Source organism: Vibrio salinus (assembly GCF_021272385.1).
GTDB lineage: Bacteria > Pseudomonadota > Gammaproteobacteria > Enterobacterales > Vibrionaceae > Vibrio > Vibrio salinus.
Map to the genome: position 1 here is coordinate 380976 of NZ_JAJSDZ010000010.1, position 25640 is coordinate 406615.

Here is a 25640-nt window from a genome sequence, read left to right on the forward strand (position 1 = left end):
AGAACCAATGGAAAGTATGTCTGTTAATCTTACGTTGTGATGATTTTTTCTCCGAATTCTTTATATATTCTTGGTAAGAAAGTTTTAAAACGAGTAAATTCACACACATTATGTTGTGCAAGTCCTTTTATCACTTTTTCTGGAATGGCCTGGCCTGGAGGTAATATAGATTTTGGCTTTCCATCAACAAAGTGGTATCCAATCCAGAAACGGGTTCTGTGCTCCAGCCCTGAGTCAGTCTGGCGAAAAATATGGCACATCAGGGAGGGTGATTTCCGGGCCTTATCCGCCTGGCCTGCTGGGACAGACCAGCCTTGTCCCCCAGCAAAAGTTTCTACATCTGGTGACTTCCAACGAGTCATATCAAAACCGAAACTTTGAGGTGACATAAAGTGAATATCAACTTGTTCCATGCCATTGTTGGTATCTTCAATTGCATGATGAGTAATTCCCCAGTTTCTTTCTTGCATTGGAATGGATGAATCGAGTAATTTTATTTGATGTTCCGGGCTAACGGATATTCCAGCATGTTGAGGTGGATACCAGATTCGGTAACGCAGATCATCTAATGGGTGCCAGGCAAACCACCAGTCGATCATTTCAGCGGTAATGTCGGAGTAAATATTTCGGTTTGCAATAAAACCGGTGCCATTTGGCAGGTTACACCAGCCTGTTTCAATAGCAAGATCTCCCGGATTCAGAAGATCATTCATATCTTCTGGGTAAAGGGCTTGTGCCGGGTCGCATGGTGTATCCATAAGTTGATAATGGTGTGGATCGGGTTGAGGTATTTTGTCGAAAAAATATTTTGCATACGGACGTTCTTTTTCATCCTCAGACAAAATCTGTTTTGCGGTTCTTTCTAGCGCATATTGCAAATGGTCGTCATTGCCATTATGTAAATCGTTGGAGTCCATAATTACCTCTGTTTAGGTTGATTTGGTAAAAGGCCCTTTCTTATGTCGCTTCGGTACTATTGTCTTCTCGCAAACATTTTCTAATGGATAAGAGACCGACAGGTTATTGGGTACCTTTTTATTACTGTACCCGTTAGTATCATTATTGTCATTTTAAAAGTTGTGCTATTTGTGAAGAAATGGTGTTGGCAATACTTTTCATAAAGATCTTTTCATGTGATTTTTTCCGCATAACGCCAAATAGAACTTCTATATTCGGCATTATCCCTGCGTTAAAGGCTTGATGCTTTTTCTCCAGACGGTAAATAACTTTGGTTTTACGTACGATTTCAATAGAGTAGTTTAATGTCGGATAACCCAGAGAGTCCGTCAGTTTACGACCAATAAACTGACGGACATATTCAATGTTTATATTGATAATATCTGCTTCGGGACTGTCTGTGAGGATATACTTTTCATTCAGATCTGCTTTTATCTGAGACAGGATAAAAGCGTGCATCTCCTGCTGCGTGTGGTAAGTGATGTTTGCTTTGTGATTTTCGCTCAGAGAAAAATTTAATGTTCCCATTTTTAGTTGAGGAGTGAGAGGTACTGCTGGTACAGGAACGGTTCTTGTTGGTGCAGATGAACAACCGGATAACAAAAATATCAAAGAAAAAGTAATAGCCAGAATAATGTTTTTTTTCATAAGTACCTCAAAAACAATAGTAATTCCACTATCATCTTCTGTTTATCAGGAAAAATCATAATGGCTACAAATCATATAGTGTGATGTATTTTGCATGCAAGTTTAAATACAATATGAGCATAAAAAAGGCATTTATGTTAATCAGTTATACTGAGAATGCTTTTGGGGAGTCTCTTTATTTTTGAGGGTTTAGTCGTTTTGAGCCGTAACGGATTGCTCATGTTACGGCTCAAAGTTATATCATTGAGATCCTAGGCAATGGTTTCTGCATTCGATAGTTTGTTTTCGTGATATTTTTTCTCACCGAAATAGGCATATAAGAGACACAAAATGGCAATGATGCAGGCAGACGTTAACAATGTAAAACCGCCATCCCAGCCAAAATTATCGACGGTATAACCTAAGATTGCATTTGCTGCGACAGCCCCTCCGAGGTATCCAAATAATCCAGTCAGACCTGCTGCGGTGCCTGCTGCTTTTTTGGGGGCTAATTCCAGTGCGTACAGGCCAATCAGCATGACCGGTCCGTAGATAAGAAAGCCAATAGATATCAATGCTGCCATATCTATTGCCGGATTCCCGGCCGGATTGAACCAGTAAACCATGACCGCAACGGTGACGAGCAGCATGAATAGAATACCGGCAGGTGCCCGGCGTCCTTTGAACCATTTATCTGAAATCCAGCCACATAAAAGTGTTCCGGGAATACCTGCCCATTCGTACAGGAAATAGGCCCATGAGGATTTGTCGACACTAAATTGTTTTGCTTCTGACAGATAAGTTGGTGCCCAGTCGAGCACACCGTAACGGATCAGATAAACGAAAGCGTTAGCAATAGCAATTGACCATAATAATTTGTTATTGAAAATGTATTTGAAAAAAATGTCTTTGGCTGAGATTTCTTTTTCGTTTTCGGCGCTGTAGTTATCGGGATAATCATCTTTGTATTCTTCAATTGGAGGAAGACCACAGGACTGAGGTGTGTCACGTAATGTTGCCCAGATAAAAATGGCGACCATAACAGCAAAAAATGCAGGAACGTAGAATGCGGTGTGCCAGTCATCATTAAACAGCCACAGGCCCAGCAAGAAAATCGGACCAATCAGTCCACCTCCGACATTATGAGCAACGTTCCATACGGAAACCAGTCCGCCACGTTCTTTGCGGGACCACCAGTGAACCATTGTACGGCCGCAGGCCGGCCATCCCATTCCCTGAAACCAGCCATTAAGAAACAGTAAAATAAACATCATTGTGACGCTGCTTGTTGCCCATGGAATAAACCCGAAACAAAACATGACAGCCGCAGACATCATTAGGCCGAAACTGAGAAAATATCTTGGATTTGATCGATCAGAAACACTGCCCATAAGGAATTTTGACAGACCATATGCGATGGAAACTGCCGACAGGGCGACTCCCAGTTCGCCTCGTGAAAATCCCTGATCAATCAGAAACGGCATCGCAAGGCTAAAATTTTTGCGCACCAGGTAATAACCGGCATAGCCAAAGAAAATGCCAAAGAATAACTGAATTCTCAGATGTTTATAGGTTGGGTCTATTTTGTCGCCGGGGAGACGTGAAATATGAGCCTTAGGCTTAAATATACTATACATACATTCACCTGTAATTTTATTTGTTATCGTATTTTTTCTATTTTTGCTCGAACGAAATTATTATGGTTCATAAATGAAAATATGAATGAGATATTCATCTGATTTATTCTTTGTTTTGTCTTAAATATGAGTTAAGGCACGTTTTATATAGTGTTTTCGACTGATTTTATTATCAAGATCAGGTTTTTTGTTTCGAAAGAAAATTTTTGTTTATTTGCAAAATAAGGTGTAATTTTTTTGCGGCTCAAACGTCTAACTGAATAACGCATAATGAGTTCAGAGGTTAGTATGAAAGTTCGTTCGATATTGACAGGTGTTGGCCCGGTACTCCTGATAATTCTCGCTATGATGACATCGGTACGGGCGAATCCGGAATCCGGTCGTTACGCTATTGCGACGCTTGCCGGCGGTTGTTTCTGGTGTACGGAATCTGATATGGAAAAACTGAATGGTGTTGTTGAGGTTGTTTCGGGTTATTCCGGAGGTCAGATTGATAATCCTACCTATAAGCAGGTGTCATCAGGAAAAACCGGTCATGTTGAAACCATTAATGTGACTTATGACCCTAAACTGGTGAGTTATGAACAGGTATTGGATCAGTTTTTCCGCCATATTGACCCGACGGATGATCAGGGATCATTTGTGGATCGTGGAAGTCAGTACCGGCCTGTTATTTTTTATCGTAATAATGAGCAGAAAACGGTAGCGGAGAATTTTATCCGTGAAATTAATGAATTGGGAATTTATAAAAAACCATTGAAGACGGAATTGATACGTTTTGAAAAATTCTGGCCGGCAGAACAATATCATCAGGATTATTATAAAAAAAATAAAATTCGTTATACCTACTATCGCTACCGTTCAGGTCGTGACCAGTATCTGGATACCATTTTTGGCGAAGAGCGCGAAGAGAACCCGGTGACGTTACGGGAAATGATAGATAAAAAGAAAACGCTCTCTGAGGTTAAAGTCTATGTGAAGCCTTCAGAGGCAACAATACGTGAGAAACTGACCAGCCTTCAATATCATGTTACGCAGGAAGAAGGAACAGAGCGGGCCTTCCATAATGAATATTGGGATAATAAAAAGGATGGAATCTATGTTGACGTTGTGACCGGAGAGCCTCTTTTTTCTTCGACGGATAAGTATAAATCCGGTACCGGATGGCCGAGTTTTACCAAGCCAATTAACGAGGCATATATCAAACTGAAAACCGATCACCATCTTTTTTATCCCCGGACAGAAGTTCGGAGTCGTTTTGGTGACTCCCATTTAGGTCATGTATTTGACGACGGGCCGGCCCCAACCGGATTGCGTTATTGTATGAATTCTGCCGCGATGCGTTTTATCGCAAAAGAAAACATGCAACAAGAAGGGTACAGTAATTATTTGTATTTGTTTAACCGGGTAAACTGAACTAATCAGTCTGATGATTCTCAGTTTGCATGGAAAATTGAAAAGTGAGGTTTGTTGTCCGGGTCTGATTAAAGTCATCCGGATAATTTAATCAGATGTCTGATTTAGTCCCCGAACGGAATTGTCTGCTGGCTTTTCCGGGATTACAGCCGAAGTGTTTGGCAAATACTCTTGAAAATGCGGACTCTGACTGGTATCCGACCTGATAAGAAACCGTGCTGACGCTTTCTCCCTGTTTTAAGAGTCCAAGTGCCACCTGCATTCTCCACCAGGTTATATATTGCATTACCGTCCACCCGGATCGGGATTTAAAATACACTGCGAACCGGGTTCGGGACATGGCAGAAATTTGCGCCAGTTTATCGATAGTCCAGTTTGTTCCGGGGTGCGTGTGGATGGCATCAACAGCCAAAGACAAGCGGGTATCTGCGTAGAGGGCAAGCAGAGATACTTCGGTTGGATTTTGGTTGAGGTAATGTCTCAGGGAATAGATAAAAATCAATTCTGACAGACGGTTTAATATGGCGTCACTTCCTCTGTGCCGGAGCGTATTTTCTGCAATAATCAGGTTTAGTATGGGCTTTAACCAGAAATTGGTCTCCTGATTTTTGAGAATGAGTACGTGTGGCAGTGATTTAAGCAAAGCTTCGACACCAGAGTGCCCGAAGTCAACTTTGGCACATAATAAGTCGGTATCCTGTGTTCCCTCCTGTGATGTTTGTAACTCTGTGTTAAATAAGGAGTGTTGGGGTTCTTTAGGAAAAAGTATCAGATCGCCATATTCCAGTACAGTGTCTCCGTAATCAGGAATACTTAAATAACAATGCCCTCCTGTTATCAGGTGGAAACAGGTTTGATCTGTCCGGTGTTGTTCTAATTTCCAGTTTCCGCAAAGCCGGGCATTATGATAAACCTCGGTATGAAACTGAAATTGTTGTATAAGACTTGAGAACGCTTCCATATGAACGAATGAGCAAAGAATCAGAACGATTGAGCATTCATCATACAATTATTGAGCGATAAAGTGTACCTGAACTTTCCATATATATGGCAACGCAAGGAGTTAAGGATGCACAATTTCAAATTTCACACCGTATCGGATTCATCAGAAACAGGTAAAGCCATTTTAAGTCAGGTTAGGAATAATTATGGGTTCGTCCCTAATCTTTTTGCTTTTATGGCAGAAGCACCGGTTACAGTTGAAGCTTATCTGACTCTGACCAGAATGCTCGATAAATTATCGCTTTCCCCTCAACAGTCGCAACTCGCATTATTGGCTATCAGCAAAGAAAATGGTTGCGATTTTTGTACGGTAGCACATAGCACTATGGGGAAAATAAAAGGCGCTTCTGACATTACGATTGACGAAATACTGGCAGATCAAAAAATAACAGACGATTCTGATCGTGCTTTGGTTCAGTTTGCCCGCGTTCTTACAGAGAAAAGAGGCTGGCTTGATGAGCAGGACTTACGGGCATTTTTTGAGGCAGGATTTGAACAGAAACATGTATTTGAAGTCATTTTGATTGCCGCAATTAAGACACTCTCCAATTACAGTAACCACCTGACAAAGCCGGAAGTGAACCCTGAGCTGCTGGCAATGGGTAAGAATCAATAGAAAGGAATTTTACAGAGTTAGGGCTATCTGCCTTAACTCTGTTTATTGGTGTTTCCGGTTTATTTTATGATTTGCAGTCTGGTGTTTCATAAGTTACGGCGTAGGCGATTAAAGTGGCCGCCATTAGTTTAATATCTTCAGGCTGTGTCTGGTCTATCCATACGTAATCTTCATTTGACATACCTCCGACATATACCTGTAACCGGGCCTCAGCAACCACTTTATTAGCTAGTGTGACGGTATATCTGTGGTCGCTTTGTAAATAACTAATATCAACGTTAAACCACTGTTTTTTATATGGGATTTTTGTTGGCTCAGAAAATGAGGTTAGCGTATTATTTACATGTATTTTTCCCTTAAAGTCCGTCGGGCGGCTAATGCCGTCAATTAATACGGATGCCAGATCCCATGAACAGCTTTGCAGATAATTAATAGAAACGGACTGATTGTCTGCATTTTGTATTCTGACTTTTACACTTTGCAGTTTATCATCGGCAAGAGTACTGACTAAAAAGCCGAGACCGGCAGCATTAACCCATGACTTGTTGACACCTCCGTGATACTGACCAAACCGTAGTTTTTGACCTGGCATAAAACCCTGTCGGCCTTCCAGAGTTAACCGGGGGGCATTGGTCAGAAATTCGGGCTTTCCATCATTCGGATTGACTGTGCATCCGCTGAGTAATGCGACAGACAGTAGTTGCCATAAAAAAGGATTTTTCATAGAAACAATTATATCAATAAAATAAAAAGAGGAAGCCACTTTACCAGTATTCACTGCAATATTCATCTGGTTGATGTTCTTTACTTTTCAGAGAATTACCGTTTATACGATAATTCTCTTTTGCCGATTTGAACCGGATATTAATCACAACGGGTGTGGCATATCATCCGCCAGTTTTCAGGTAGGATTCGGGGTTTGCCGGTGACCTTAACCACATCTCTGAATACGATGTCGGCAGACGAGCGGCCAATCATCAGTTCAAAGCTTCCCGGTTCAACAATTCTCTGGTGCTGATGGTTAGTAAAATTCAGCATATCAACAGGCAAAGCAAAGTGAAGCCGGCGTTGTTCTCCCGGTTTTAGGGTGACTTTAGCAAACCCTTTTAATTCCCGGATGGGTCTGACTAATGTGGCATGCTGGTCCCGCACATATAACTGCACAACATCAGCGCCCTGATAATGACCGGTGTTGCTGATGGTCATGGTGATATTGATGGTATCCGTCTGGGCAACGTCAGTTTCAGTAATACTGAAATCGCTGTAATCAAACGAAGTATAGCTTAGCCCAAAACCAAAATTGTAGCGGGAACCGAAATGATAGGCGATGGGCGTGCCGCCACTTTTCAGTTTATGGTTGTAGTAATAAGGTACCGCACCGGCACTTTTAGGGAAAGAAAGCGTCAGTTTGCCACTGGGGTTCAGTTCACCGCACAGTATGTCGGCAACCGCCCGGGCACCTTCTTGTCCCGGAGCCCATCCATAGAGGATCGCTGCGGCTTCTTCTTCCGCCCGTCCCAGATGATAAGGCCGTCCTCCGGTAACCAGCACAATAACCGGTTTACCGCTGTCCAGTGCATGGTCGAGCAAAATTTGTTGTACGCCAGGAAGCGTTAGTGAATCGGTATCGGAACCCTCACCGACGGTTCCGGTCTGAAATAAACCGGCAAGATCGCCAACGCATACAATGGCAGCTTCGCAGTCATTTAAGATGCTGTCGGTTTCAGCGATACCGGATGTGTCCTGAGAAATAGGTGACGTCTGGGTCTGAGATATGGCTAAATCGACATCACCCGGGAATACCGGCGCACCAGCCTGACGTTTGGTCAGAATGTCACATCCTTTTCTATATTTGATATGACTGAAATGAGTTTCCAGTGCCTCTTTTACTGTAGTGGCAACTTTGTCTTTGCTGCTCAGGCTACTCAAAATTAAATGAACCGGAAAACTGTATCCCCCCAGCATGGCAAGCTGGTCATCGGCGGTAGCTCCTATAAGGGCCAGTCTGATTGTCTTATTTAATGGTAATATTCCGTTATTTTTCAGTAAAACAATGGATTCAGCCGCAACCTGATATGCGAGGTTACGTGCTTTTTCCGATGGAAGGTCGTTTTCCGGTATCGGTGTGTAAGGGTGTTCAAATAACCCCAGTCTGAATTTATGTGTAAGAATCCGGTTTACGATCTCGTCGATTTTGTTTTCGCTAATCAGATTCTTTTCCAGAGCTTCATTAAGTGTGGCTGCACAGGCATCGTCTGGCAGCTCAATATCCAGTCCGGCATTAAACGCTAATGCGGCAGCATGAGCCCGATCAGAAGCAATAGCATGGTGAGAAAACAGTAATTCAACACCGCCATAATCAGCCACGATTAAGCCATCAAATCCCCATTGCTGGCGAAGAATTTCTGTGAGTAAGTGGTAAGAAGCATGGCAGGGTTCATTGTCGATATCATGATAGGCAGGCATAACAGAGCCGGCATGACCAAGTTTGACTGCCATCTCAAAAGGCAGAAGAAAAAGATCATTCAGCTCTTTAAAGCCAATATGGACAGGGGCATGGTTTCGTGCTCCTTCACTAAAGGAATGTCCGACATAATGTTTGAGTGTTGCGTAGATGGAACGATCCTTTCCCTGAAGTCCTTTTACATAATGGGTTGCAAGAACGCCAACCAGATAAGGGTCTTCCCCAAGTGTCTCTTCTGTTCTTCCCCAGCGTACATCTCTGGATACATCCAGGACCGGAGCCAGCCCCTGACGGGCTCCAACCCGTTTCAACTGAATAGCAATTTCTTTTCCGACCGATTCAATTAAATCAGGGTTCCAGGTGTGTCCATAATTCAAAGAAGAAGGGAAAAGTGTGGCGCCTTTCGCCATCAGACCGACCAGACATTCTTCATGTGGCATGGCGGGGATACCGAGCCGGGTTTCTTCGACTAAATATCGTTGTAATTCATTCAGAGCGGCCACCCCCTGAGATGCCGGAACCGGATGGGTTCCCAGTGGACGGGTAATTTGCCCGAGTCCGGAGCTTACTTTTTCTCTGAATGACGGTTTATTGTGTTCCGTTGCCATTTCCAGATCCCGTTCCCGGTGATTTCCATTTTTATCCAGGATCAGCCACTGTGCGCCCATTTGAGCTATTTTTTCCTGCAGAGTCATCCGGGAAAGTAAGTCTGTAACCCGATCTTCAATGCTGGCGGCTGGATTTTTATAGGTTTGCATAATGTTCACCACATTCTGATGTTTTTTTCAATATCCCGCAAACAAAGGTTAAGTTCTGGTAATTACTACCAAATTACCAAATATCAACCGTGCTTTACCAAATATCTAATCTTCTGAAACAGGCGAGACGAGGGGGCTTTGATGGTGGTTCCGGTACTGGCTTGGTGAGATCCCGATTTGTTTACCAAAAACCTGAGTCAGATAAGACTGATTGGGGTAACCACACTGTTGAGCAATAATATCCAGTTTGTCTGTGGAATGGCGTAACAGATATTGAGCCCGCCGGAGCCGGATATTGGTTAAATATTGATGAGCGGTAACTCCGTGAATGGATAAAAAACGGGAGTCCAGTGTTTTTCTGGATGTTTTACAGAAATCGGTTACCTGTTTAATTTTAATATTAATATGAAAGTTATTTCTTATGTACAAACTGGCCCGGCTAACTAAATCGTCAAATTGTTCCTGACTGCGGGTTGTCGCGGCCTCATAGAGCTGAGTTGGGGCGTAAGTATAGTGAAAACGCCGTTTAAAGCGGATGGTTTTAATTAATGTATCAACACAGTAACGTCCCAGCTCGTATGGATTTAATTCCAGAGAACTCAGAGGTAAAGGTGACAGCATTCTTTCCGTATTGTCACTATCAGTACCGATAATGGAAAGCTGTGTCGGGACATCGATATGGTTTTGTTCACAATATTGAGCGAGTTTCCGGGCTGAACGATCAGAGGAGCAATAGACCCCAAGAGGGAACAGTCTGGTTTCTATTGCTCCGAATACTGACTCAGTATAATCCAGACCGATATGCCGTGATTGTCGGATAAATGCCTCTTTTCGTTCTTTTCCCCATGGCTGTTCAGCATCCTGCTCATTAGAGAAAAAACTGACATGCGTTAAGCCGGCATCCAGAAACCATCTCAGAGCAGCTTCGGATAAACTCTCATTATCGATGACAATAGTCGAAGCATTGGGAGTGAAGTCATTTCGGTGATGGTTAGAGTATGCCAGTACTTTTGCATTACATGTCTGCACAATGTTTCGGAACACCGCTTTATCGTAATCGGCAATAACATAATCCCATGGTTCCTGCTTTAACTCATCCAGCGCCGAACCCGATTCAAGATACAGGCGAACTTTTAAATTGGTTTCATCTAACCTGGCTTTGATGCCTTTCAAAACCTGGCGATCAAAGTAAATCATACTGTCGAGTAAAAGCAGTAACCGTTTCATGTATGTCAACTTTGCTCTGCGTGACTTGGTAATAAACCGTCGGTTTCTGTCTGTCCTGATGTTTGTTTGTCTTCCATAGCCAGTGTTGCTTTAATATGATCGAGTTGCTGATTATCCAGTCGGTAGAACAACATGAGAAAGGCAAGTGAAACAAAAATGATTCCCGGAATCACTGTAAACAGAAGATTGATGGCGGTAATTGATGCACTGTTTTGTTGAGCCGCACCTCCGACATAGCCTGCCGCTGCCAGTATCCATCCGACACCTGCCCCTCCGATTGCGATACCCAGTTTAATGGCAAATAAATTCGTTGAGAAAACCATGCCACTTAAAGAACGGTGGCTACGGGTTTTTTCATAGTCGACAATGTCAGACATCATACTCCAAAGGATCGGGGTTGTACTCATCTGAACCAGGCCAAGTAGTGCAACCAGAGTAAAAATCATGAATATATTGTCTGGAGAGACCCAAAACAGAGCGGCAGACAAAAGACCGGAAATAACGATGAGGATCCGGTAAATTTTGGGTTTATCCATGCTACCAAACAAAGGAGCAGAAATAATGGCACCCAGAATATTAGCAACCATACCCGTTACCATTAATGCGGTTGCTAATCCGGGGCGACCCATGACGGTATTAACATAGTACATTGTCGAAGCACCTTTCAGGACGACTCCGGTTAACAGTACAACATTGAGGGTAAACAAAATTCGCCACTGGTCGTTTCTCATTAACCGTTTTAAATCCTGCCAGACGGATTCAGTGGATTCTTCCTCGGGAATACAGCGTTCTTTTGTATTAGCAAAACTAAAGAAGAACAGGAAAATAGCGCCAAGTCCCATTATGGCCATAGCACCTAAATAACCTTTCTGTACATTACCCTGGCCGATGATATCAACTAAAGGCAGTGCAACCATAGCCACAACCAGTCCTCCGGAAGTACTGAGGGCGAAACGATAGGACTGAAGAGATGTCCGTTCCTGAGAATCATTGGTTAAAGTATTTGCCATTGCGCAGTATGGGACGTTAATTGCGGTGTACATCAGAGTCAGAAAAATGTATGAGGAATACGCGTACACTATTTTGCCTGTTTCCGTAAAATCAGGGGTGTAAAATGTCACCATGCAGGCGATGCCGAACGGAACAGCAATCCATAAAAGCCAGGGTCGATAGCGCCCGTGCTTTGAACGGGTACGGTCAACGATAGCTCCCATTATGGGGTCGGTGATGGCATCAATACATCGTACCAGTAAAAACATGGTGCCCATATGAGCCGGCGATAAACCATATATATCTGTATAAAAGTAAGCCAGAAACAGCATGACGGTTTGCCAGACAAAGTTACAGCCGGTATCACCTGTTCCGTATGCGATCTTCTCTTTCACTGACAGCTTGATCGTATTCATTATTTTTCTCCAGGATACATTTAGTCACAGTTATTGGACAAAAATACTATGGCGAAGCTAATGAAAAAGTTCTGATTGCCAGAGCGCTATTACCAAATATGAAATGGTGATTACGAAATATATAATATATGCATTAATGTTTATATTAAGTAAATCACGTTGTGAGAAGGGTTTCACTGTAAGAAAAGGGTAGCATAATACTACCCTTTCGATTGTTTGACTTATTCAGAAATCAGAAGTTACCGTCAATATCTGTGACGGCAACCAGCTTATGGTTAACAAATTCTTTCAGCCCCAAATCTAACAGTTCCCGGCCATAGCCTGAATGTTTGATTCCTCCAAATGGTAAATCAGCTTTGACTGCTGTCGGGTGATTGACATACACCATCCCGGTTGAAATACGGTGGGCAACCTGCTCTGCGTGATCCTCGTCTTGACCGAACACGGATCCGCCCAGACCGAATGGGGTATCATTTGCTATCCGTACTGCATCATCCTCATCTTTAGCTCTGAAAATCATAGATACAGGACCAAAGAATTCCCAATAATAGGCAGGATTATCCGGAGTTACGTTGGTTAGAATCGTCGGCTGTACAAATGCTCCCTGTTTCGGGATTTCCGGACCGACTTCGATGGCGACGGCTCCAAACCTAACGGCTTGTTTGATTTTTTCTTTTACTTCATCGGCTGCTCCCTGCGAAGACAAGGGAGCAAGGGTTGTATCTGGTGACATTGGATCGCCGGCGACTAAATTGGCTACACCCCTGGTATAACGTTCAAGAAATTTATCGTAAATTTCATCTTCAATGATCATCCGTTTTGATGAAACACAGACTTGTCCGGCATTCCAGTGGCGTCCGAAAACCGCCCATTTGACTGTTTTTTCCAAATCCGCATCTCTCAAAACAACGAATGCATCGGCTCCACCAAGTTCCAGTGTGGATTTTTTCATTGCTCTGCCTGCCTGAGAAGCCACGATAGCACCGGCTCCTTCTGAGCCAGTTAGAGCCACACCATGTATCCGTTTATCATTGATGATCATTTCAACCTGATCACGGGTAGCATAAAGATTGGTAAAGGCTCCTTCAGGAAGACCGGCATCCAGCATTAGTTGTTCAAATGTTGCTGCACATTGAGGAACATTTGAGGCATGTTTAAGAAGTAGGGTATTACCGGCAGAAAGCTGTGGAGCAAGAATTCGGGCTATCTGATAGTATGGAAAGTTCCAGGGCTCGATGGCAAGTAATACGCCAAGAGGTTCATTTACAATCGACGCTTTTTTAACCGCCGGATCTTCAGATTCAATGATTTTTGGTGCTAATAGAGATTCTGCGTGTTTAACATAATATTCCATTATTTGAGCGGAAATTTCGACTTCAGCTTCAGCTTCTGAAATGAGTTTTCCCATTTCAAGAGTTAATACTTTTGCGTATTTTCTTTTATTTTCCCGAAGTAGGTCGGCTGCTTTTTGTAAAATGGTTGCTTTTTTCTCAAAGCTGGTTTCACTCCAGTTCATGAAAGCATCATGAGCCTGAGTAATCGCTTGTTCTATTTCTTCATTGGTTGCTTCTGGATAGGTTTGAATCAGTTCACTGGTGTAAGGATTGATCGTTGAATAGGCCATGGATAAGCACTCCTTTTAAGTATTTTTGTATGTTTTATTATTTTGCCGACTTTGTTTTTATATATTTACTTTCCAACAAATTTTTAAGTAAGGAATGAGAAAAATGCTCGTTCTTTATTAAAAGTAATGGGGTAAATAACTATGAATTATGTGGATTTACTTTAAGTTTTCTGAAAAAAGAAATCCAGCCCGACTAAATCAATATTATCTATATATACAATTGGTAAAAACTATGAATTCAATCATATTATCTATATCATGTTGTTATAATTGATTTTTTTAATTTTTTGACGTGCTACTAGTACGTTTAAACCTTATTGGGAAATGACGTAGTACTATTTAAAGAAAACATATTTTTTAAATATGCAATATAAATTTATTATAATTTTTATTTATAGATAGATTTTGCTGAGAAAATAAATGAACAGAATTTTAGTGTCATGTGCAACCAGCCATATTGGTTCTGCTGTTACCAGGTTACTTTCAAAAGATCATGAACTTGTTCTTACCTGCCGTAATACGGAAAAAATGGCTCAGAATTTATCAAGTTTGAATACCCGTAATATGGTAGAGACAACGTATTTAGATTTTTTTAATGCAGAGTCGGTTGACCAATCTACGTTCTATCTGAAACAGAAGAATTTTACTTTTGATGGATTGGTTTTTATTTTACCTAGATTTCCTGTTTCAGATTCTGTGTTTCCTGATGATGAGACATGGCTTCAGTTGTATAAGAATTATTTTATAACTCCTCTCCGTTTTTTAAAAAATATCATCAATCAACAGTTATTAAATCCGGGATGTAAAATTGTCATGATTTCCGGTCTCAGCTCTAAATCTGCATTGACACATTACTCGACCAACAATTGTCTTCGTCATGCATGGCTTGGTCAGGCTAAGACCATGGCTCTTTCATTAGCTGAACGGAGAATTTCGGTAAATACCCTATCGCTAGGTGGAGTCATGACTGATGCCTATATCCAGAAAATGAAAGTTAAAGCAGAACAGCAGGGTATTAGTTATGATGAATTGATGCGTAATGAAGTGTCAAATATTCCTTTGAAAAAATATGCGGCAGTTGATGAAGTTGCAGATGCGATCGTTTCATTACTAGGGCCTTTATCTAACCATATGACAGGGCAAAACTTGCTTATTGATGGTGGCTTTTTTAAAGGCTATTAAATGAGAAACTGTACAATTCAAAAATAAGGATACTGAGTGTCGCAAGTTGTTGGTAAAAATGATTGGTTAGTTTCCAATCAGGAGATTGCCCGTTTAGATGACATGCTAAGAAATATTAATGCTGATATTTCTGGTTCAATGTCCTATGTCAGGCGGGCGCAAGGGTTAACTTTTCAGGAGCTGGGAAAAAGAATTACTGGCATCAGCAGTGATACATTTAAGCGGTATATGCAGCAAAGTTATCCTTCTATGCGTCCGATTCATACTGTTGCCGCATTTTCCTGGATAACAATGGTACCGATGACGGCCTTTTATTACGGCTTTAGAATCAAAGAGTTTTACCGGGGAATGGATGATCATGCTGTCGAAGCACTGGTTTGTCTGGGACGCTTGCCCGCTAACATGTTGAATACATTTTTGACGATGATTTGCCATATTTTAACTGAGGACTCAAAGGAAGCGTTTTTTTCATTCAGAGAAAGAGTGGAGTTGCAATACGGTAAACTTGAAGATCATAGCGATTATTTCCCCCCGGAAGTCCTGGATATCAATGAGTTTGCTATTGATTATTACCGATCTGTCGCGATTACCGCAAAAAGATTCAGAGAAAAAAATCAGATACCAATTGATACGATATCAAGAGTTCTGGGGTTGTCTGAATATCAGTATTCTGTTTTGGAAAATCCAAATAAAATTAACCATTTTTCTGTTTCCATTGGGTTTAGAATTAAACTAGGGTTTAAGCTTGAAGACCATGTGTATTTTTCCAGCGAAATGAAACAGTTTTCAGATTTTTACAAACTCAGGAAAATTCAGCATGTCAGAGATTTACTGGTCGTAGAAGCGTTGAGGATGTTAAACGAAAAGGATAGAAAATACATGACTCACATTTTGATAAAATTATCAGAAATGTATAAATAAAATGTGAATGTTATCCCATGAGTGTATGTTGCTAGCATGAAATGCACATAGTTTTAAGTTGATTGGAGAGGCTATAAATTTGAGAATAAGCCATGTTGCATCGTCGTTGGTTCTGATTACAAGATGCATCTGGTTTTTTTATTAATAAAGAAACCGAAGATAATTGATACTAAGTAGGCTTAATATGAAACAAGATGATTATTTTTTGACTATGGATGACTTGGAACTGTCCGTTGACGAACTCATGAAATCTCTTTCTGAGGCATTCAGAGAACAGCTTGAACAGAACAAAGACCCCTTGATTAAATTAAAATGCGCAGGCGCTGTGATGGAATTTCGTTTGTTATCTTCTGAGGATGATGATGAAAAATAGGGTATTCAGGAAATTCAAAAAGATGTTATGTTTTCCTTTACCTACCTCTCTGTTTTATTTTATCTAAATATTTATCGTGGTTCCTTACCATAAATAGCCATAGCCAAAAAGAGTCATTGCCCACAATAACTGGACTCTATATACAGTATTTTGGGGTTTCATAACCTAGATCTACTTTCCTCAGAGTAAGCCTTGATAACATAACCATCAGTATAAGTTGATGATGTTGTGCCAAAGCTTGTGTTCTTGTATCAAAAATTACCAGCTTAAGATCACAGTGTTTTTATTTTTTCAATCATAGAAATGAGGGGAAGTGTGCATAAAATTCATAACTTTAGCAGAGTGGATGAAACGGAGTTTTCATTTCCGACTGATAATCTTAACTTGTTGTACTATGACTTGCCGAAACTTTTCAGTGATGAGTACCGATCGTACGATGCTCCGAGATTTTGTACCATTATTGAAGGTATGAAAGAAGTCAGTATTAACCGGTCAGAACATTTTGTATACAACAAAAATGAGTTTATATTGCTGCCACCACACGCTAACGTTTATATGTCGATGGCTGAGTATACCCGTGCTTTAGTATATGAATTCAGTGATGTTCTTATTGACCAGGTGAGTCAGAAAGTCGCAGATAAACTGGATATTTCAGTGACGAAAGACATTGAATACACCACGTTCCTGCTGGAAAGTGTTACAAATCGTTTAAGTGCTCTGCATCAACGAGTTCAGGATATATTGATTGAAGATGATGTTAATATTCATTTTCTGCTGGATATCACTTGTCAGGAGATCGTATATGAGCTGATGAAGATCAAAGGTTGTTACGACATTATTTACCATCACCAGAATCATCCTATCAATCAGGCCATCAGGCTGATGAACTCCTCAAAAGGCCATGCTATGACGATTTCCCAAATTGCAGAAGAAGTCAGCATGTCTCTTTCCGGTTTCAGCCAGAAATTTAAATTGATAACTGATCAAACCCCGAAAGATTATTTGACGAAATTACGATTAAATAAATCCAGGCAGTATTTAAATAACATGTCAGTAACCGATACGGCGTATGAAGTCGGATTTGAAAATATTTCTCACTATATCCGTTTATTTAAGAAAGAGTATGGTGTGACGCCTAAACAGTATCAGATGCATTCTGAATCAGATATACCCAAATCACTTTAGTTGTTATTTGCTCAGAGTGATTTGGGTATATACATAACCAGGCTCAGTCTTTTTATGCAGCATTAACTGAAGAAACAAGGCAGGTTTGTTCTTCTGTTTGTTTGGCTTGTATTGCTGTTAAAGCAATGGTGTAGATGATGTCATCGACTAAGGCACCCCGGGATAAATCATTTACGGGCTTATTCATTCCCTGCAACATCGGCCCGATAGAGACCAGATTTGCGGAGCGTTGCACGGCTTTATAGGTCGTATTTCCTGTATTTAAATCCGGAAATACAAATACTGTTGCTTTCCCCGCAACAGGAGAGTCCGGAGCTTTAGATGCCGCAACATTCTCCATGACGGCAGCATCGTATTGAAGTGGACCATCAATGATTAAATCCGGACGTTTCTTTCTGGCAATGTGGGTTGCTTCGCGGACTTTGTCTACGTCTGCTCCCTGACCCGATGTACCGGTTGAGTATGAGATCATGGCCACTTTGGGTTCGATCCCAAATGCCTGTGCAGAATCGGCTGATTGGATAGCTATTTCTGCCAGTTGTTCTGCTGTTGGATCCGGATTAACTGCACAATCACCATAAACCAGAACCTGATCCGGTAAAAGCATGAAAAATACTGATGAAACAATCGAAACTCCTGGTGCTGTTTTTATGATTTGAAGCGGCGGAACGATGGTGTTTGCAGTGGTATGGACGGCACCGGAAACCAGGCCATCCACTTCGTTATTTTCAAGCATCATTGTGGCGAGAAAAACAGAATCCTGCAGTTTTTCCCGGGCGATGATATCAGTCATTCCTTTTTTCTGGCGCAGCTCCACTAAACGGGAGACATATCGATCCCGTATTTCGTCTTCATCTATAATGGTGACTCCCGGTCCAAGAGTTACCCCCTGTTGTTCAGCAACTTTGGCTATTTTATCCGGATTACCCAGTAAAACGCATTCTGCGATTTTTCGTTCTGCACACATTGCTGCTGCTTTTACGGTTCGGGGTTCATCGCCTTCAGGTAAAACGATTCTCTTGGCCGCTTTACGGGCCATTTCTGTTAATTCATAGCGAAAAGCGGCCGGACTAAGATGACGGCGGAGATTCAAGTCATTTTTTAGTGATGCGACCCATGGCTCGTCCATATAATCAGCAATGAACTCACTAACCAGATCGAACTGTGCGTGATCATCTGCTGATATTTCCGGTGTAAAGCTTTGAAGATCCAGAGAGGTTTGCCATGTGTTGCTATTTACGCCGAGTATTGGGAGGCCGGTTGCCAGAGCCTGCTGGCATAATTCAATAATGGAAACCGGCAGGCTTGAACCACCGGTCAGTAACAAAGCTCCGATTTCAATCCCGTTCATTGCAGCAAGGCAGGCGGAGACAATGATTTCCGGCCGGTCTGCCGTTGTAACTAATAAGGCTCCGGGTTGATAGTGTTCAATCATATTTGGCACTGAACGGGCACAAAAAACAATCCGGTGTATGCGCCGTTTTTCCAATTCGCCTCTATGAATAATTGTTGCGTTTAAATGTTCCGCGATGTCTGTCATTCTGGGAGCAATCAGTTTGTCACACCATGGGATGCATCCCAGTACGGGGATAGGACTTGAATTCAGAACTTGCAGTACCCTAACTCTTGACCGGACGGTTGCTTCAGCATCGTCAAACAGATCTGATAGATCAGGTCGGCTATGACCCTGTTCATCAACCGGTTCATTTAATTTATTAACGATAACACCAGATATTTTTTGATTTCTGGCGCCACCGAATCCTGAGCAGGCTACCTCAATGTGTTCCTTAATTTGCGCCGGACTCTCACCTCCCTGAGCCGTAACAAATACAATTTCAGCGTCCAGTGTTTCAGCAACCCGTAAATTCAGTTGATCGGCAAATGGATGCTGGCGGGTGGATAATAATCCTTCAATAAGAGTAATATCCGAATTTTTTGTCATATCTTTACTGCGGGCAACAATTTGCTCAAGTAACACATCGGTCTGTTCATTACGTATCAGGTTTTCTGCGTATGTCATTGAAAACGGTTCTGAAACCTGAACTGAACTGTTTCTTTCTATTATGGATGTTGTCAGATCCGGTTGCCGGAAATCAAGGCGGGGTTGGGCAATAGGCTTAAAGAAGGAAACACTCAGTCTTTGGCGTTCCACTGCTCTCAGCACACCGAGACTGACACTGGTCAGTCCAACCTGTGTGCCGATTGGAATCAGCATAATGATTCGGGACATAATAGACTCCTCCGCTCTTTTAAATTTAGTCGGTTAAACATTGATATTCTGTGTCGGGTACCGTTTTTAATATTCCTGTCAGACGGGCGGTATCTTCCGCGATGATTTGCTCTTCATTGGTCGGTATAACCCATGCGGCGATCTGGCTGTCCTGAGTTGTAATCGAGCTTTCGGTACCTGACCGGGCATCGTTATTCGCTGCCGGGTTTTCATAGATACCTAAGAAAGCCAGACGATTTAAAACCAGCCGTCTTATCAGTGATGCATTTTCACCAATACCACCTGTAAAGACGATGGCGTCGGGTATTCCGTCCAAAGTCGTAATATAGCCAGCGATGTATTTTGCCAGTCGATGACAAAATACTTCCATTGCACGGGTGGCGGATGCTTTATGACCATAATGTTCCGTCACAAAACGACAATCCGAAGTTTCTTCCGTTAATCCAGCCAGACCGGATTGTTTGGTTAATATTGTATTGATTTGTTGGACGGAATAGCCGAGGGTATCGTGAAGATGAAAAATAATGGCTGGGTCAATATCACCACACCGTGTTCCCATGACTAATCCTTCTAATGGTGTCAGCCCCATTGAGGTATCAACGGAACGGCCATTTTTTATGGCACAAACCGAAGCTCCGTTGCCTAAATGGCAGCTAATCAGGCTGGTTTTATGTTCTGATTTGTTCAGTAGTATGGCTGTCCGGCGGGTAATATATCGATGGGATGTACCATGCATGCCATACCGACGAATTTTATGTTTTTCATACAGACTGTATGGGAGTGCGTACAGATAAGCGGATTCAGGCATACTTTGATGAAATGCAGTATCAAACACCGCTACATTTTTCATTGCCGGGAATGCTTTTTGCGCAGCGCGGATTCCAATAACATGTGCTGGATTGTGTAAGGGAGCCAGTGTTGCACAAGCCTGGATACCGTCAATAACGTTGTCGTTAATTAAAACAGAGTTTGCAAACTGTTCCCCTCCGTGTACCACTCTATGTCCGATGGCGGAAATTTTTTCAGTGATGGCTTTGGATGAGGCAAGAATGCTATCTGCCATATAGGTCAGTGCTATTTCGTGATCTGCATCATTACATAAAGGTTGACTGAATTTTCTGTTATTGAGTATCCAACTAATACGGGCTTGTGGTAAAGAGAGACATTCTGCTAAGCCACTCAGGCAAGTATGTCCGGAGATGGGGTCTACGACAGCAAATTTAAGTGATGAGCTGCCACAATTAAGAACTAATATTAAATCAGACATAGCGTGTAATCACCTATGAATAAAATACGGAGCAACTCGCTTTTTATTTTCTCTGAGGTCCCGTATTTTGAGAGGTATATTTAATCGTTTGATTTTAATTTTATCAAACGCATTTATTTTTGAGTTTTAAATAGTGTTAAGTGGTTTTGAAATAAAATTTACATAATAAAAATATAAAAGCTTCAGCGGTAAATATGTCATGTGTTCTCATATTTATACATAATATGGATAGGGGTATTTCCTTATTTTTTGCCAAATAATGGCTTGTTTAAAAACACATGATACATATTTACTGCTGAAATTAGTTTATTGTTTTAGGCAACTTTACTTACACAACAATCAAAATCGTAAACGACACGCTTTATATTAATTAAATGTTCTGGTCCCACATTATCAGAAACTGAACTTCCTCCGACTGCACCACATCCTAACGTCATAGAAGGAATTAATTCCGTGGTTGCACCGATAGCACCTAATGCACTTGGTGTATTAACCAGACAACGGGATACAGGGACCTGAACAGAAAAATCCTGAATGATTTTTTCGTTTTCAGAGTGAATCGATGCTGTATGGCCACTGCCTTCATTTTCAAGAAGTTCGACACAGCGTTTTATAGCTGATTTACTGTCGTTCTCAACGTACATAGCCAGAATCGGTGTCAGTTTTTCTCTTGAATACGGATTGGTTTTACTAACTGTAGATTGTTTGGAAACCAGCAACTTAACATTATCCGGAATTACTAATCCTGCCATTTCGGCAACATAGCCTGCAGTTTTACCAACAATAGCCGGATTCATTGTGCCATTTTCGCGCAGGATGAAATGACTGAGTTTTTCTGATTCTTCTTCGGATAGGAAATAGCCACCCTGAGCTGTAATTTCCTGTCTGACCTGAGATTCGATGGCTTCTTCAATGACTATGGATTGCTCAGACGCACAAATCACACCATTATCAAATGTTTTGCTCGATATAATTTTTTTCACCGCATTTTTTATATTAGCTGTTTTATCGATAAAGGCCGGGCAGTTTCCGGGACCAACGCCAATAGCTGGGTTACCTGAGCTGTATGCTGCTCTTACCATGGCTTCTCCACCAGTTGCCAGAATCAAAGCGGTATCTTTGTTATGCATTAGCTCCTGTGTGCCTTCCAGAGACAGTTCGGTCATGCAGCCGATAATACCTGCCGGAGCGCCGGCATCCACAGCGGCTTCATGGATAATTCTAACGGTTTCCTGAATGCAGTTTTTTGCTGAAGGGTGAGGAGAAATAACAATGCCGTTACCGGATTTAATTGCTACCAGTGTTTTGAATATGGCTGTTGATGTTGGGTTAGTTGAAGGAATTAATGCACCCAGCACGCCCAAAGGTACCGCAATATCCATAGTTTTTGTTTCGGTATCTTTACGTAAAATCCCTACAGTTTTTAAATCTTTTATATATTGGTACAGAGCGTTCGTTGCAAATTCGTTCTTTGTTATTTTATCTTTTACATTACCAAATCCGGTTTCAGATACGGCCATTTGTGCCAGTTGAATTGTCTCTCTTCGGACTGCTTCTGCCATGCTATATACAATGGCATCAATTTTTTCCTGTGAGAATGTTCTTAATATTTCTTGGGCGGCTTTCGCATTCTGAATTAGTTCAATGGCTTCCATTACGGATTCATTTTTTTGCATTTCATGTTTCATTGTGAACCTCCGAGGCTATTGTTTGATACCTTCTCTGTATTGATTAGGTAGATATTCATGATCGGAACATGAGTTTTGTTTGTAAGCTCTCTGAAAACCACAATATCAATAGGGTTGAAATATAACTAATTCAGTTTTTAAAAAAATAGCTCTTTTTTTATTAAGGCAGATAAATGACAGTAGTATGGATCACATATTTATTAAAGAGTGTATTTAAATAGGATAATTAAATTTTTTCAATTATCCTTTCAAGATATTTTATTTCATTTTTATTTATTTTGAAATTAAAATTTCAATATTTTCTAATTTAGAAATGAAGATAAATATAATTTGAGCTGTTATATTGAAAGTTTCTGATTTTGCAATTTACTCTGTGTTTTTCAGGGTATGTTTTAATTTAATCATAAAGATAATGCCGGACAGTGTAACCGTAATAATATTGGCTGTGATAACTGGAATGGAATGAATATCAATACCATAGATCAGCCAACATATTGATCCCATTAAAAACAGTGTATACATTGAAAGAGAAATACTTTTGGTATCTTTTGATTTAATAGTATGTATGATTTGCGGTAGAAAGCTGATGGTTGTTAGTACAGCTGCAAAGTATCCTGTTAAATGCATAGTAATAATCCTATATTATTTAATAATAATGTTATTAATCATTTTTTTCAGTAGGTTATAAAGCTTCGGGAAACAGGTGTAGCCATCTTCTGACAAAAAGTGTCCACCATTACTAATGGTGACAAGGCGGGCCGAAAGGTTATCTGCCAGTTCTCTGCTCAAATGGCCAGGAACAATGGAATCCTGATCAGAGTTAATCACTATTCGTCGGGGAACCTGCGAAATTATTTTTTTAAAGTGAATTTGTTCCGTAACAAAGGAATTTAGTTGAGGTAATGATGGTAATTGTTCGGTAAACCCGGATACCAGGATCATCCCACCAATGTGATCATTAAATAAGCTGCTTTGTAAATATTTCAACAGAGTGACGCAACCAAGGCTGTGTGCGATAAAAATACTATTTTTGCTTAAGATATTCATTTCTTTACGTAGTGCTGCCTGCCATTTGTCAGGTTCCGGTGAGTGTGAGTCTGGTAGGTTTACTATTTTTACTGTGATATTTCTTTGTCTGAGTTTGTTTTGTAACCAACGGAACCAGTGATCTTCCGTGGAGGCCATAAATCCATGAATAATGTATACATTTATCTCTTCCATTTGCATATATCCTTTCAAAGTGAAACGGTATTGAATGAAGTTCATTTCTGATACTATAAACTTTGACAGCAATGTCAGGGTCAAGAGCTGGGAGATAAAATATGAAAATTGGTGAGCTCGCAAAGAAGACAGGAGTGAGTCAGCGTATGCTTCGTTATTATGAACAGGAAGGTCTGCTCAAACCTAATCGCACTCGTTCCGGTTACCGGGACTACAATCAGCAGTCTGAGAAGCTGGTTGCCCACATTCGTCATTTGAGTGAGGCCGGAATTAAGTTAAGCAGCATTAAACTTATGCTTCCCTGTCTTTCTGGTGGTGATGAGGCCATTTTTGTTGGATGTCCATTAGTGAAAGAAACGCTGAAAACAGAACTGATAAAGCTGGATCAGAAATTGGTTGAGTTGGCGGTAAGTCGAAATGCTATTGCTACTTTTTTGCAAACGGCGCTTCCTGATTCGGATCACTCAGAAACTCAATGAGGTAAGAAAGAAGAGTTAAGTAAGAATTATTCCGTGTAAAAGATCTACTGGCTTGATATTCTGATCTGCAGCATGGGCTTTATATTCGGAAAGATCGATTAAAACAGAGTAAAAAAACTGTAGAACAGATCTCAGTATCTATTGAATGATGAGCCGGAGATTTCCGGCTCAGATAGTTGAAATTAAAAGCGTTTTTTCCGGTCATTTAATTCGGACTTCATGGTCCGGATCATTTTCCCGAATTGTTTATGTTTCGCTCTCTGTTCCTTCAGAGAAGCGCTGTTTCTGGCCTGTTCTCTTAATAATTTAAAATAGTTCGTCAGCCTGCGGGATTCCAGTTCACCATTCTCAATGGCTTTTTGAACAGCACACCCCGGCTCTCCGGAATGTTGGCAGTTACTAAAACGACATCGCTGAGCCAGGTGTTCAATTTCCGAAAAGGTCTGAGACATACCATTTTGACACCCGGTCATTTGTAACTCTCTCATTCCCGGGGTGTCTATTAGTACAGCGCCGGTTGACATAAAGTGCATTGTCCGGGCTGTGGTAGTATGGCGTCCTTTCTGGTCATCCTCTCTGATTTGTCCTGTGCGCTGGATTTCATCACCAAGTAAGGTATTAATTAATGTTGATTTCCCAACCCCGGAAGAACCTAAAAAGGAAAGTGTTCTTCCCTGATGACACCAGTCTGACAGCACCTGACAGCTTTCTTTGTCTAAAGCATTAACGGATTCGACAATTAATAGTGGGTCTAACTGCCTTACCGCCATTTTTTTAGCTTCAACATCGTCATGACAGAGATCTTGTTTAGTTAGTATGACAACAGGTTCTACTTTTGCTTCATGAGCTAAAGCCAGATAACGTTCAATGCGGTTCAGGTTGAAATCTGCATTTAATGAACACACGATAAGGGCCGTATCTACATTCGCAACGATGTATTGTTCCCCGATCTGGGTACCTGATGATTTCCTTTTAAACAGAGACTTACGTTCCAGAAGCCGTAAGAAATGTTTGTTTATATCAAGTAATAGCCAGTCTCCCAGGACCATTTTGGGAAGGAACGGCGTGACAGGTAAGCGGACTTTATCCTGCCCGGTGTGTAGAACGTATTCACTTCGGTGATGGAAGATGACTCTGGCGATAGTCGTATATTCAAACTCTTCCACAGATAACTGTTGCTGGAAAAATGGTTGCCAGCCTAAAAGTCTTAAAGATATTTTTGAATTCATTTATATGCCCTGCATACAGAAACATCTGCATTAACATTGACAGAAATGTATGGGGTAAAATGAAGTAGAATTACCCCCGGTTATAGAACACCGGGTGAAGGGGAGAAGGGAGTAAAGTAATAAGATCTATC

22 protein-coding genes are annotated in these 25640 nt (G+C 41.2%); 7 read left to right on the forward strand and 15 right to left on the reverse strand.

Annotated features, from left to right (window positions below):
• Positions 1-29 precede the first annotated feature (29 nt).
• From LRQ06_RS15165 to glpT, 3 genes are all read right to left on the reverse strand, one after another.
• The gene (locus LRQ06_RS15165; RefSeq protein ID WP_232767897.1) at positions 30-917 is read right to left on the reverse strand and encodes a DAPG hydrolase family protein; all 888 of its coding nucleotides are present in this window, start codon (positions 915-917) and stop codon (positions 30-32) included.
• A gap of 148 nt (positions 918-1065) precedes the next feature.
• Complete coding sequence (locus tag LRQ06_RS15170; RefSeq protein WP_232767898.1) at positions 1066-1605, reverse strand: putative periplasmic lipoprotein; 540 nt, start codon at positions 1603-1605, stop codon at positions 1066-1068.
• A 251-nt stretch (positions 1606-1856) separates the two neighbouring features.
• Positions 1857-3221 carry a glycerol-3-phosphate transporter gene (glpT, locus tag LRQ06_RS15175; RefSeq protein WP_232767899.1) on the reverse strand — a complete coding sequence of 455 codons (1365 nt, stop codon included), beginning with the start codon at positions 3219-3221 and terminating at the stop codon, positions 1857-1859.
• Between the two features lie 345 nt (positions 3222-3566).
• On the opposite strand from glpT, the gene msrB reads away from it, so the two are divergent.
• The gene (gene msrB, locus LRQ06_RS15180) at positions 3567-4637 is read left to right on the forward strand and encodes a peptide-methionine (R)-S-oxide reductase MsrB (protein ID WP_232768991.1); all 1071 of its coding nucleotides are present in this window, start codon (positions 3567-3569) and stop codon (positions 4635-4637) included.
• Between the two features lie 91 nt (positions 4638-4728).
• Here the strand turns inward: msrB and LRQ06_RS15185 are convergent, their stop codons facing one another.
• Positions 4729-5598 (reverse strand): AraC family transcriptional regulator, encoded by an 870-nt coding sequence (locus LRQ06_RS15185; protein ID WP_232767900.1) that lies wholly within the window; start codon positions 5596-5598, stop codon positions 4729-4731.
• Positions 5599-5706: 108 nt separating this feature from the next.
• On the opposite strand from LRQ06_RS15185, the gene LRQ06_RS15190 reads away from it, so the two are divergent.
• Complete coding sequence (locus LRQ06_RS15190; protein ID WP_232767901.1) at positions 5707-6255, forward strand: carboxymuconolactone decarboxylase family protein; 549 nt, start codon at positions 5707-5709, stop codon at positions 6253-6255.
• A 64-nt stretch (positions 6256-6319) separates the two neighbouring features.
• On the opposite strand, the gene LRQ06_RS15195 is transcribed toward LRQ06_RS15190, so the two are convergent.
• The 5 genes from LRQ06_RS15195 to LRQ06_RS15215 form a co-directional block, all read right to left on the reverse strand.
• The gene (locus LRQ06_RS15195; RefSeq protein WP_232767902.1) at positions 6320-7045 is read right to left on the reverse strand and encodes a hypothetical protein; all 726 of its coding nucleotides are present in this window, start codon (positions 7043-7045) and stop codon (positions 6320-6322) included.
• Between the two features lie 74 nt (positions 7046-7119).
• On the reverse strand, positions 7120-9477 hold the full coding sequence (locus tag LRQ06_RS15200; protein ID WP_232767903.1) for a glycoside hydrolase family 3 N-terminal domain-containing protein: 2358 nt from the start codon (positions 9475-9477) through the stop codon (positions 7120-7122).
• 105 nt (positions 9478-9582) lie between these two features.
• On the reverse strand, positions 9583-10704 hold the full coding sequence (locus LRQ06_RS15205) for a substrate-binding domain-containing protein (RefSeq protein WP_232767904.1): 1122 nt from the start codon (positions 10702-10704) through the stop codon (positions 9583-9585).
• A 5-nt stretch (positions 10705-10709) separates the two neighbouring features.
• Positions 10710-12110 (reverse strand): glycoside-pentoside-hexuronide (GPH):cation symporter, encoded by a 1401-nt coding sequence (locus tag LRQ06_RS15210; protein ID WP_232767905.1) that lies wholly within the window; start codon positions 12108-12110, stop codon positions 10710-10712.
• A gap of 232 nt (positions 12111-12342) precedes the next feature.
• Positions 12343-13734, reverse strand: coding sequence for an NAD-dependent succinate-semialdehyde dehydrogenase (locus tag LRQ06_RS15215; RefSeq protein ID WP_232767906.1), 1392 nt, complete (start codon positions 13732-13734; stop codon positions 12343-12345).
• 420 nt (positions 13735-14154) lie between these two features.
• Between LRQ06_RS15215 and LRQ06_RS15220 the strand changes: the two genes are divergently transcribed.
• The 4 genes from LRQ06_RS15220 to LRQ06_RS15235 all read left to right on the forward strand — a co-directional run bounded on the left by LRQ06_RS15220 (position 14155) and on the right by LRQ06_RS15235 (position 17395).
• Complete coding sequence (locus LRQ06_RS15220) at positions 14155-14916, forward strand: SDR family oxidoreductase (RefSeq protein ID WP_232767907.1); 762 nt, start codon at positions 14155-14157, stop codon at positions 14914-14916.
• A 102-nt stretch (positions 14917-15018) separates the two neighbouring features.
• Positions 15019-15837 (forward strand): hypothetical protein, encoded by an 819-nt coding sequence (locus tag LRQ06_RS15225; RefSeq protein ID WP_373054855.1) that lies wholly within the window; start codon positions 15019-15021, stop codon positions 15835-15837.
• Between the two features lie 184 nt (positions 15838-16021).
• Complete coding sequence (locus LRQ06_RS15230; protein ID WP_232767909.1) at positions 16022-16210, forward strand: hypothetical protein; 189 nt, start codon at positions 16022-16024, stop codon at positions 16208-16210.
• A gap of 315 nt (positions 16211-16525) precedes the next feature.
• Positions 16526-17395, forward strand: a complete 870-nt coding sequence (locus LRQ06_RS15235; protein ID WP_232767910.1) for an AraC family transcriptional regulator — start codon at positions 16526-16528, stop codon at positions 17393-17395.
• Positions 17396-17447: 52 nt separating this feature from the next.
• Here the strand turns inward: LRQ06_RS15235 and pta are convergent, their stop codons facing one another.
• From pta to LRQ06_RS15260, 5 genes are all read right to left on the reverse strand, one after another.
• Positions 17448-19625 (reverse strand): phosphate acetyltransferase, encoded by a 2178-nt coding sequence (gene pta, locus LRQ06_RS15240; RefSeq protein ID WP_232767911.1) that lies wholly within the window; start codon positions 19623-19625, stop codon positions 17448-17450.
• Between the two features lie 25 nt (positions 19626-19650).
• Positions 19651-20892 carry an acetate kinase gene (locus LRQ06_RS15245; protein ID WP_232767912.1) on the reverse strand — a complete coding sequence of 414 codons (1242 nt, stop codon included), beginning with the start codon at positions 20890-20892 and terminating at the stop codon, positions 19651-19653.
• Between the two features lie 314 nt (positions 20893-21206).
• The gene (locus LRQ06_RS15250) at positions 21207-22580 is read right to left on the reverse strand and encodes an acetaldehyde dehydrogenase (acetylating) (protein ID WP_232767913.1); all 1374 of its coding nucleotides are present in this window, start codon (positions 22578-22580) and stop codon (positions 21207-21209) included.
• 366 nt (positions 22581-22946) lie between these two features.
• Positions 22947-23207 carry a SemiSWEET transporter gene (locus tag LRQ06_RS15255; RefSeq protein WP_232767914.1) on the reverse strand — a complete coding sequence of 87 codons (261 nt, stop codon included), beginning with the start codon at positions 23205-23207 and terminating at the stop codon, positions 22947-22949.
• Between the two features lie 15 nt (positions 23208-23222).
• Positions 23223-23801, reverse strand: coding sequence for an RBBP9/YdeN family alpha/beta hydrolase (locus tag LRQ06_RS15260; RefSeq protein ID WP_232767915.1), 579 nt, complete (start codon positions 23799-23801; stop codon positions 23223-23225).
• Positions 23802-23902: 101 nt separating this feature from the next.
• Between LRQ06_RS15260 and LRQ06_RS15265 the strand changes: the two genes are divergently transcribed.
• Positions 23903-24280, forward strand: coding sequence for a MerR family transcriptional regulator (locus tag LRQ06_RS15265; protein ID WP_232767916.1), 378 nt, complete (start codon positions 23903-23905; stop codon positions 24278-24280).
• Between the two features lie 182 nt (positions 24281-24462).
• On the opposite strand, the gene rsgA is transcribed toward LRQ06_RS15265, so the two are convergent.
• Positions 24463-25509, reverse strand: coding sequence for a ribosome small subunit-dependent GTPase A (gene rsgA, locus LRQ06_RS15270; RefSeq protein ID WP_232767917.1), 1047 nt, complete (start codon positions 25507-25509; stop codon positions 24463-24465).
• Positions 25510-25640 lie beyond the last annotated feature (131 nt).